The organism is Allobosea sp. P1_A7 (assembly GCF_056406775.1).
The window spans coordinates 21,674-29,937 of record NZ_JBFTZN010000040.1; the positions used below are offsets into that span (position 1 = coordinate 21,674).

7 protein-coding genes are annotated in these 8,264 nt (G+C 65.6%); 1 reads left to right on the top strand and 6 read right to left on the bottom strand.

From position 1 onward, the window contains the following. Positions 1 to 19: 19 nt before the first annotated feature. The 3 genes from AC1D34_RS09640 to AC1D34_RS09650 all read right to left on the bottom strand — a co-directional run bounded on the left by AC1D34_RS09640 (position 20) and on the right by AC1D34_RS09650 (position 4,366). On the bottom strand, positions 20 to 1,153 hold the full coding sequence (locus tag AC1D34_RS09640; RefSeq protein ID WP_476824084.1) for an ABC transporter ATP-binding protein: 1,134 nt from the start codon (positions 1,151 to 1,153) through the stop codon (positions 20 to 22). Beyond that, positions 1,153 to 3,021 (bottom strand): ABC transporter permease, encoded by a 1,869-nt coding sequence (locus AC1D34_RS09645; protein WP_476824085.1) that lies wholly within the window; start codon positions 3,019 to 3,021, stop codon positions 1,153 to 1,155. The genes AC1D34_RS09640 and AC1D34_RS09645 overlap by 1 nt, the downstream gene beginning before the upstream one ends. Before the next feature lie 454 nt (positions 3,022 to 3,475). After that, a complete protein-coding gene (locus AC1D34_RS09650) occupies positions 3,476 to 4,366 on the bottom strand; it encodes a LysR substrate-binding domain-containing protein (protein ID WP_441490570.1) in 891 nt (296 codons plus the stop codon). 113 nt (positions 4,367 to 4,479) lie between these two features. Here AC1D34_RS09650 and AC1D34_RS09655 point away from each other — a divergent pair, with 113 nt between their 5' ends. Beyond that, positions 4,480 to 5,181, top strand: coding sequence for an SDR family oxidoreductase (locus tag AC1D34_RS09655; RefSeq protein ID WP_441490571.1), 702 nt, complete (start codon positions 4,480 to 4,482; stop codon positions 5,179 to 5,181). Between the two features lie 203 nt (positions 5,182 to 5,384). Here AC1D34_RS09655 and AC1D34_RS09660 read toward each other — a convergent pair whose 3' ends face one another. The 3 genes from AC1D34_RS09660 to AC1D34_RS09670 form a co-directional block, all read right to left on the bottom strand. After that, positions 5,385 to 6,332 (bottom strand): glutaminase, encoded by a 948-nt coding sequence (locus tag AC1D34_RS09660; RefSeq protein ID WP_476824086.1) that lies wholly within the window; start codon positions 6,330 to 6,332, stop codon positions 5,385 to 5,387. Between the two features lie 229 nt (positions 6,333 to 6,561). Beyond that, positions 6,562 to 7,773, bottom strand: a complete 1,212-nt coding sequence (locus tag AC1D34_RS09665) for a diguanylate cyclase domain-containing protein (protein WP_476824087.1) — start codon at positions 7,771 to 7,773, stop codon at positions 6,562 to 6,564. Between the two features lie 157 nt (positions 7,774 to 7,930). Further along, positions 7,931 to 8,264 (bottom strand): NADPH-dependent FMN reductase (locus AC1D34_RS09670; protein ID WP_476824088.1); only part of this gene is annotated, 334 nt, incomplete at its 5' end.

Below are 8,264 nucleotides of genomic sequence, written 5' to 3' on the forward strand. Positions count from 1 at the left end.
TTTCTGTCGTTGGGGGCGTTCATTGGACAGCCGCGTGCGCGAGGACGTCGTCGGCACGTTGGAGACGCTGGCCGTCGCGCGAAAACACATGCAGCGCTGCCGGTCGGACGTGGAACCAAATCGTGTCGCCGACCTTGTGGCGCGGCGCCTCGTTGGCGGTCGCGAATGTCTTCTTGCCGCCCGAAGTCAGCTCGACGATCCAACTGCCACCGGTCGGAAGGATGCCGGTCACGACCGCCTCGTCGGCGAAGTTGCCGGGAGGCACCGCGTCGGCCGAGTCGGCAATCTGAATGGTTTCGGGCCGGAGCCCGAGCGAGCCAATATCGGCATCGGGGCCCAGCCGGGCGGTGAGAAAGGTCACCGCGTGCCGCCCGACGACGTCGTGCGAGGCAGCGCCGATCTCGAAAATGTTGATCGGCGGGCTGCCGACGAACTCGGCAACGAAACGGTTGGCTGGCCGGTCATAGATGTCGTTCGGCGTCCCCATCTGTTGCAGCGTGCCCTCGTTCATCACCGCAATTGTGGTTGCGAGCGTCATCGCCTCCCATTGATCGTGCGTGACGAAGACGATGGTGGTGCCGAACTCGGCATGGATGCGCTTCAATTCGGCGCGCATTTCCAGCCTCAGTCGGGCGTCGAGATTCGACAGCGGCTCGTCGAGCAGCAATACGCCCGGATTGACCACAAGCATGCGGGCAAGCGCCACACGCTGCTGCTGGCCGCCGGAGAGCTGCGACGGATACCGTCCCCGGTATTTTTCGATGTCGAGCGCCTTCATGACGCGGGTGACGAGAGCCTCGCGTTCGGCCTTCGGCACCTTGCGCAGGCGCAGGCCAAAATCGGTATTGCGCTCGATGGTCAAGTGCGGCCAGAGCGCGTAGCTCTGGAATACGAGGCCGAGCTCGCGCTTTTCCGGCCCGACGAACAGGCCCTTGGAAATGCTGTCGACGACGCGCTCGCCGATGCGGATCTCGCCGCCGGAGAGGTTCTCCAACCCCGCGATCATCCGCAAGGTCGTCGTCTTGCCGCAGCCGGATGGGCCGAGCAGGCACATGAACTCGCCATTGGCGATCTCGAGATCGAGATTCGACACTGCGTTGGGCGAACCGGCGCCGTAGCTCTTATTGGCGTTTTCCAGGATGATCGCGGGCATCAGCTGCCTAGTCCTTCCGCCAGGTTCGTCTTGGTGAGCTTCTGCGCCGCCAGAGTGCCGAAATAGGCGATGGCCGCGATGATCAGGACGACCGCGTTGGCCGCCTGCGTGTAGTGATAATCGACGAGGCGCATCGAGAAGGTGGTCAGCACGTCGGTGCTTGGCACGGCGAGCATGACGAACAGGCTGAGCCCCTTGATGCCGGAGATGAAGGGCAGGAGGATGCCGGTCATCAGCGAACCCTTCTGGATCGGTACGACGACAAGGCGCATGCGCGCGAGCCAGCCTGCGCCGACGACCTGGGCCGCCTCCTCCGGATCTCTGCCGAGTTGCATCATGGCGGAGATGCCGGCGCGCGAGGCATAGGGCATCTGGTCGGCGATGAGTGCCAGGATCAGGATGAGCGAGGTGCCATAGAGCGCCGGAATCGGCCCGCGCGGCACCGCAAACAACGAGAGATAGGCGGCTGCGAAGGCGATGCCCGGCACGAGATAGGGCATGAACGTCACCTGGCGCAGGACGGCGGCGAGTGGCCGGACCGGCGTGCGCACCACGACATACCCGGTGATGATGCCGAGCAGGCCCGAGCAGGTCGAGGCCAGGCCGACGATCCATAATGTATTGAACGCCGCCTGCCACAGGTCCGGGCTGAGCAGGATGCCGGTGCRCATGGCGACCGTTGGCAGATTCCAGCCGATCCAATAGTCGAGGGTGAAGTTCGACCATGAAAAATCCGCCGGTACACGCATGACCGTCGACAGGAACAGGGTCAGCAGTGGCACGCCGACGCTGGCGGCGTAGACGCCCGCGGCGAAGCCGGTGGCCGGCCAGCGCCAGATGCCGAGCCGCGCCGGCCGGTTCATGGCGCCCTTGCCGCCGACTGTGACGAAGCGTTGCGCCTCGCGCACCAGATAGGCGTCGATCAGGATCGTGATGATGCCGATCAGCATGATGGCGCCGGCGATCACCCCGGCCACGCCGGTCTGGCGCGAACCGATCGAGCGGTACAGCGAGGTCGCGAGAACGTCGTACTTCACCGGCAGTCCGAGCACATAGGCGACGCCGAACTCGCCAAGGCACTTGGCGAAGATCAGCACCACCGCCGACATCAGCGCCGGGCGCATCAGGGGCAGGATGATCTTCAGCGCGATAGCCCCGCGTCCGGCACCGAGGACGCGAGCCGAATCCTCAAGCTGACTGTCGAAGCGGCGCAACGCCGAGCCGAAGAGGAGAATGACGAACGGCGTGTAGTGCAGCGCCAGGATGAGTGTGATCGGCACCTGGCCGTAGGCGAGCCAGTCCGGCGGGGTGAAGCCGAGGCTCTCCATCCAGCCGGCCTGTCCGCCGACCGTGCGGTTCTTGAACAGCGTCGTCCAGGCGAGCGCAAAGGTCCAGGCCGGCAGCATATAGGGCACGATAAGGGCCGTCGCGAACCACTGCCGCGCGAACATGTCCGTGCGGCAGATCAGCCAGGCGATCGCCGTGCCGACGACGACGGCGATGCCAATGGCGCCGGCGGCCACCATCAAGGTGTTGCGCAGCGGTTGCCAGAACAGGTTCGCCGCCACCGGCGATGTGAAGGCGCGGGTGAGGTAATAGGTTGTGAGGCTGCCGACCTCCGCGGCGGTCCGGCGCTCGTCGCCGAACTGCACGGTCACCGCATCGCGTAGAATGGAGACAACCGGCACGACGATGAGATAGGCAAACAGAAGCGCGACGAAGAGGCCGATGATGGTCGTCGGCTCGCGCAGCGCAACGCGGAGCCGGTAGCGCAGCCGACATGTCCAGGCCGGTGACGGGATGGCGTTCGCCCGGGCCCGTTCCCGGCCACTCTCGCGGCGTGGCGCGACGGCGTTACCGGTGGTCATCGAGGCGCCCTATTCCGCGCAAGGGCGGACGCCCGCTGAAGCGGGACACGTCTTGGCCATCGTACCCTCCCTCTCCCCGCACAGCCTTGCAAAGAACGCTCTGCTGTGGGGCAGCTCTTATTTAGCTCTGATCGTGGGGCTGCACGCAGCTTGACCCGATCCGTTGCGTATCAAGCTCAACGCAAACGGCAGGCCTGTCAATCGCAATTTTGCACATGCGTGCAAGCGCGAATCTGGGCAGGTTGTGGTGAACCTCGACCGCGGTTTGCGACGCGATCCTCGCGTTTGAGCACGTTGGGCGGGCGCCGTTGGCCAAAGCGCTACGGCCCGGCGGATGCGATCATCCGCCTCGGCGGAACCGTCATGGGAGCACTCTCATCATGGGAGCTCTTGGCGGTCCGACCTCCTCAACCGGGCGGGCCGGACGTCAGATCCAGGCAGCTCGGCGGGGCCGTCACTCCGCATCCAGGCCGGCGTCGCATTCGTCGATCAGCCAGGAGCGAAAGCTCGAGACCTCAGCACGCATTCGGGAGAGCCTCGGCGTGAGAAGATAGAAGGCCCGCTCCGACGCGACACGCAGGGCCGTGCCGAATGGTGCCGCCAGGCGTTGCCCGGCGAGATCCTCCGCAACGAGAGCAGATGGCGCAAGCGCCACGCCCTGGCCGTCAAGCGCGGCAGCAAGGGCCAGCGCGGTCTGGTTGAATCGGCGTCCGACCGTTGGTGGGGTCGATGCGTTCGCCAGTTCCAGCCAGAGCGGCCATGCGTCGTGGGCGTCGTGAAGGAGCGTCGCTCCTGCAAGGTCGTCCAGGCTCGAGAGTGTCTTGGCGATGGATGGGCTGCAGACTGGAAAGAGATCGTCCGCAAGCAGGCGCCGGGCATCGAGCGAGCGCTCGAAGGGCGGAGCTGACAGACGCACTGCGAGATCCGGCAGGCCATGTCCTCCGAGGCGTTCGGTCGATTCCGACGCCAGGACGCGTACCTCGACATCCGGCGCAATCACCGAGAATTTCCCGAGCCGGGGAATGAGCCATCTTGCCGCGAAGGAGGGGGTGACAGTGACCGTCACGCCGCGTCGTTCGCGTTCCTGCGTGGGTTCGATTGCGGCCATGGCGCCCGCGATAAGTGCGAAGGCCCGTCTGATCTGTGGATGAAAGGCCCGCCCGGCCGCGGTGAGCGCGAGGCCGCGCGGCTCCCGCTCGAACAGGGCGACCCCGAGGCTGGCCTCCAGGGCGCGAACCTGTTGGGCGACAGCGCCATGCGTCACATTCAACTCTTCCGCCGCAAGGCGAAGATTGAGATGGCGCGCGGCCGCATCGAATGCGCGCAAGGTCGCGAGAGGGGGCATTCGTGACATGATGAGGGTGTAGCAACGCTACAGGGACACCGCACGGAAAATCCATGGTTCGGGGCGTCCTCGTCGCCTACGACCAGCTGCAGCAGGCAACCAGGGGAAAGTCCATGACTCAGAAAGTCGCGATCATTACGGCCGGTGGCAGCGGGATGGGGGCTGCCGCCGCGCGCCGTCTCGCCAAGGACGGTTTCGCGGTTGCCATCCTGTCCTCATCCGGCAAGGGCGAAGCCCTGGCCCATGAGCTCGGCGGCATCGGAGTGACCGGTTCGAACCAGTCCAATGACGATATCAAGCGCCTCGTCGATGCAACTGTCTCTCGCTGGGGGCGCATCGACGTTCTCGTCAACAGTGCAGGCCATGGCCCGCGCGCGCCGATCCTGGAGATCCCGGACGAGGACTGGCATCGCGGCATGGAGGTCTATTTCTTGAGCGTCGTGCGGCCAGCCCGACTGGTGACGCCGGTCATGCAGGCTCAACGCTCCGGATCGATCATCAACATCTCGACGGCATGGGCCTTCGAGCCCGACGCCATGTTCCCGACATCGGCCGTGTTCAGGGCCGGGCTCGCCTCCTTCTCCAAGATTTTTGCCGACAAGTACGCAGCGGACAATATCCGCATCAACAACGTGCTCCCCGGCTGGATCGACAGCCTGCCGGCCACCGATGAGCGGCGCCAGCGCGTGCCGCTGCAGCGCTATGGCAGGAGCGACGAAATCGCGGGCACAATCGCCTTCCTTGCCTCCGACGATGCCGGCTACATTACCGGACAGAATATTCGGGTCGACGGCGGCATCACGCGCGGGATCTGAGCAACAGCGCGCGCTGGGCTCTTGAACATTTGGGTGGCTTGCGGAAAACGCTCGCGGGCACCTCAGGCGCGCCCGGAAATGCCCTTTCCCCCACAAGGCTCCTTCCGACAGAGGGCTCTTCCCCGGTCGTCCCGGGGGGAGCGTGGCTCCCGTCAGGGCGGAGGTGCACGCCGGTGACGGGCTGTCTGGATGCTGCCGACCGCTCACGGGCGGCCGCCTCCGGATGGGCTGAACACCGACCAGCCCGTCGCTTCGGCAATGCGCTCCAGTGCGAGGGTGCCGAGGCGGGAATTGCCGCATTCGTTCAGTCCGGGCGACCAGACGGCGATTGCGGCCTTGCCCGGCGCGATCGCCAGGATGCCGCCGCCGACCCCGGATTTTCCGGGCAGGCCGACGCGGAAGGCGAAGTCGCCGGAAGCATCGTAATGACCGCAGGTCAGCATCAGAGCATTGATGCGGCGGGCTCTTTGCGCCGAGATCACCCGCGCTCCGCCGGGCGAATGCAGGCCGCCGAGCATCAGGTAGCGTCCGGCCATGGCGAGCTGCCGGCAGCTCATGGCGATGGCGCATTGGTGGAAATAGACGCCAAGCGTCAGCGGCGCCGCATGCGTCAGATTGCCGAAGGCCTTCATGTAATTGGCCAGCGCAATGTTGCGGAAACCGGTCTCCTGTTCGGCGCGGGCCACGGTCTCGTCGATGACGATCGTCTCGTCCTCCGCGAGATAGCGGATGAAGCGCAGCAGTTCGCCGATCGCGACGCGCGGTTCATGCCCGGCGAGATTGACGTCGCTGACGACGAGTGCGCCGGCATTGATGAAGGGATTGCGCGGAATGCCCTGTTCGCGTTCGAGCTGGACGATCGAATTGAAGGGGGTTCCGGAAGGCTCGCGTCCGACGCGGCGCCAGAGCGTGTCGCCGACCTTGCCGAGCGCCTGGGTCAACGCGAAGACCTTGGAGACGCTCTGGATCGAGAAGGGCTCTTCGGCGTCCCCGGCAGCATGCGTTGCGCCATCGGAGGTGACGATGCAGAGGCCGAACTGTCCGGGATCGACATGGGCGAGCGGCGGAATATAGCTCGCGACCTCGCCCCGCTCGGGATGGGCGGCCATCTCCTCGGCCACCTCGTGGACGATTCGTCCGATATCTGCCACGGCCGCTCTCCACTTTCCCGCACGGCAGGAAGCCCGAGGGCGGCAAGAGGGTCAAGATTGCGGCGCGCCAGACCGACCTTGCAAGGGGCCGTCGTTGCGGTGCTGCGGGCGACGATGCTTCGCTGCCGGACGACGCGGTGGGCGTGCGGCATTGCCTGGCCAGGATCGCTTTGGCGACATGTCGTGGGGGAGGAGCGCTGCGAGCTGCAGCAAGCCGCGAATCTTGGGCTCAGTGCAACTGGCGGGCCGAGCTGACCAGCAGCGGCGCGCCGGGGAAGGGCCGGTCGAGTTCGCTCTGCGACGCGGACGCGATCATGCAGCGAGACTTGCCGCGCGACTTGGCCTGATAGAGTGCGCTGTCTGCCGCTGCGAGCAGGGTCATCATGTCGGTCCCGTGCTCCGGAGCAAGCGCAATCCCGACCGAGGCCCCCACGGTGACCTCGTGCTTGTTGTCGAGTTCGTAGGGCCGTGAGATCTCGCGGATCAGCCTTTCGCCGAAGCCGAGAAGTTGCGCGGCTTCGGTTTGCTCGGACAAGACGATGAACTCGTCTCCACCCATCCGGGCGGCGAGATCGCCATTGCGGATCATGCCACGCAACCGCTCGGCGACGAGCTGCAGCAGCCGGTCTCCGGCCATATGGCCGTAGCTGTCGTTGACGGCCTTGAAGCCGTCGAGATCGAGATAGATCAGTGCGAGCCGCTTCTGTCCGGCTTCGCGGGCGAAATGCGCGTCGAGTGCCTTCGTCAGGCCCGAGCGGTTCGAGAGCCCGGTCAACATGTCGTGGCGCGCATGGAACTCGTTCTCGCGCTCGGCGCGCATCGTCGTGACCAGCATCTTGTTGAGCGTGCGGGTCGCCCGGCTCATGCTGAAAAGATAGAAGGGGATCTGCATGAAGACGATCAGCATGATCGGCTCGCCGAGGAAGGGCGCGGCAAAGCAGCAGGCCCCGAGCGTGAGGAAGATCATCACTCCGGCGAGTCGTGGCGCCCCGTAATTGCGGAAGCAGATGCCGCCGACCATTGCGGCGGCCGACAGGCAGGCGAGCGTGGCCACCACCCAGTCGCCGCTGCTCAGGCTGATGAAGGTGCCGTAGCCGACACCGCCGGCCCAGGCGACGCCGAGCAGGATGTAGAGATCCGTTGGTGTTTCCTTGCCCTGCCTCGCCCGCTTCTGGGCGACGAGCAGCACGAAGAGCCGCGTCACGCAGCAGAGGACCTCGAAGGCGCACCAGAGCACGAATGGCAGCGTCGGAATCCGCATCGCGATCAGAAACGACACGGCGATGGTGTTGATCACGCCGCCGGCGAAGATCGGTAAGGTGCCATAGAGGCTCCCAATCAAGGCGACCCTGATGTCGGCGGGCACATCGGGGCCAGCATCGGTCAGCCAGCGCGTCAGGCGCCAGCGCGGCAAACTATAGCTTGATGCCTGGCCATTCATTCGCGTGTTGCAACTCCCTGGCCGTGAGGTCCTGGAAGAGACCGGGTCGAGATCAGTGCTCTTGTTCGCGGCTCATAGGGCCGAGCTGTTACGATTCCGTGTGGAAGGCATAATGACTTGCGAACTTCCCTAGCGTCGGATCGTCACGCCGCCGCGACTACAGGCCCTTGCCGGAAAGTTTGAGCAGTCGGGCCACCTGGGCATCCAAGAAACCGCTGCTGCGCGCATCGGTGAGGTTGCCATCGGCATCAAACATCTTGTCGGCGAAACTGACGGCGACCATCTCGGGCACCATCAGCGCGCCGAAGCCGAGTTCGAGTGAGGTTCGCAACTGGGTCAGCCCGCGATAGGCGCCGAGCGAGCCGGTGGAAGCTCCGCCGAGCGCCACGACCTTGCCTGCAAGGCCGCTGGCGGGGGCGCCAGGCTTGGCCGTCGATGCCCAGTCGAGCGCGTTCTTCAAGGCCGGGGCGTAGCCGGCATTGTATTCGGGG

Excerpts from the sequence above, each read along its gene's own strand:
- AC1D34_RS09640 (WP_476824084.1), bottom strand. The coding sequence starts at position 1,153 with ATGCCCGCGATCATCCTGGAAAACGCCAATAAGAGCTACGGCGCCGGT.
- AC1D34_RS09650 (WP_441490570.1), bottom strand. The coding sequence starts at position 4,366 with ATGCCCCCTCTCGCGACCTTGCGCGCATTCGATGCGGCCGCGCGCCAT.
- AC1D34_RS09655 (WP_441490571.1), top strand. The coding sequence starts at position 4,480 with ATGACTCAGAAAGTCGCGATCATTACGGCCGGTGGCAGCGGGATGGGG.
- AC1D34_RS09665 (WP_476824087.1), bottom strand. The coding sequence starts at position 7,773 with ATGAATGGCCAGGCATCAAGCTATAGTTTGCCGCGCTGGCGCCTGACG.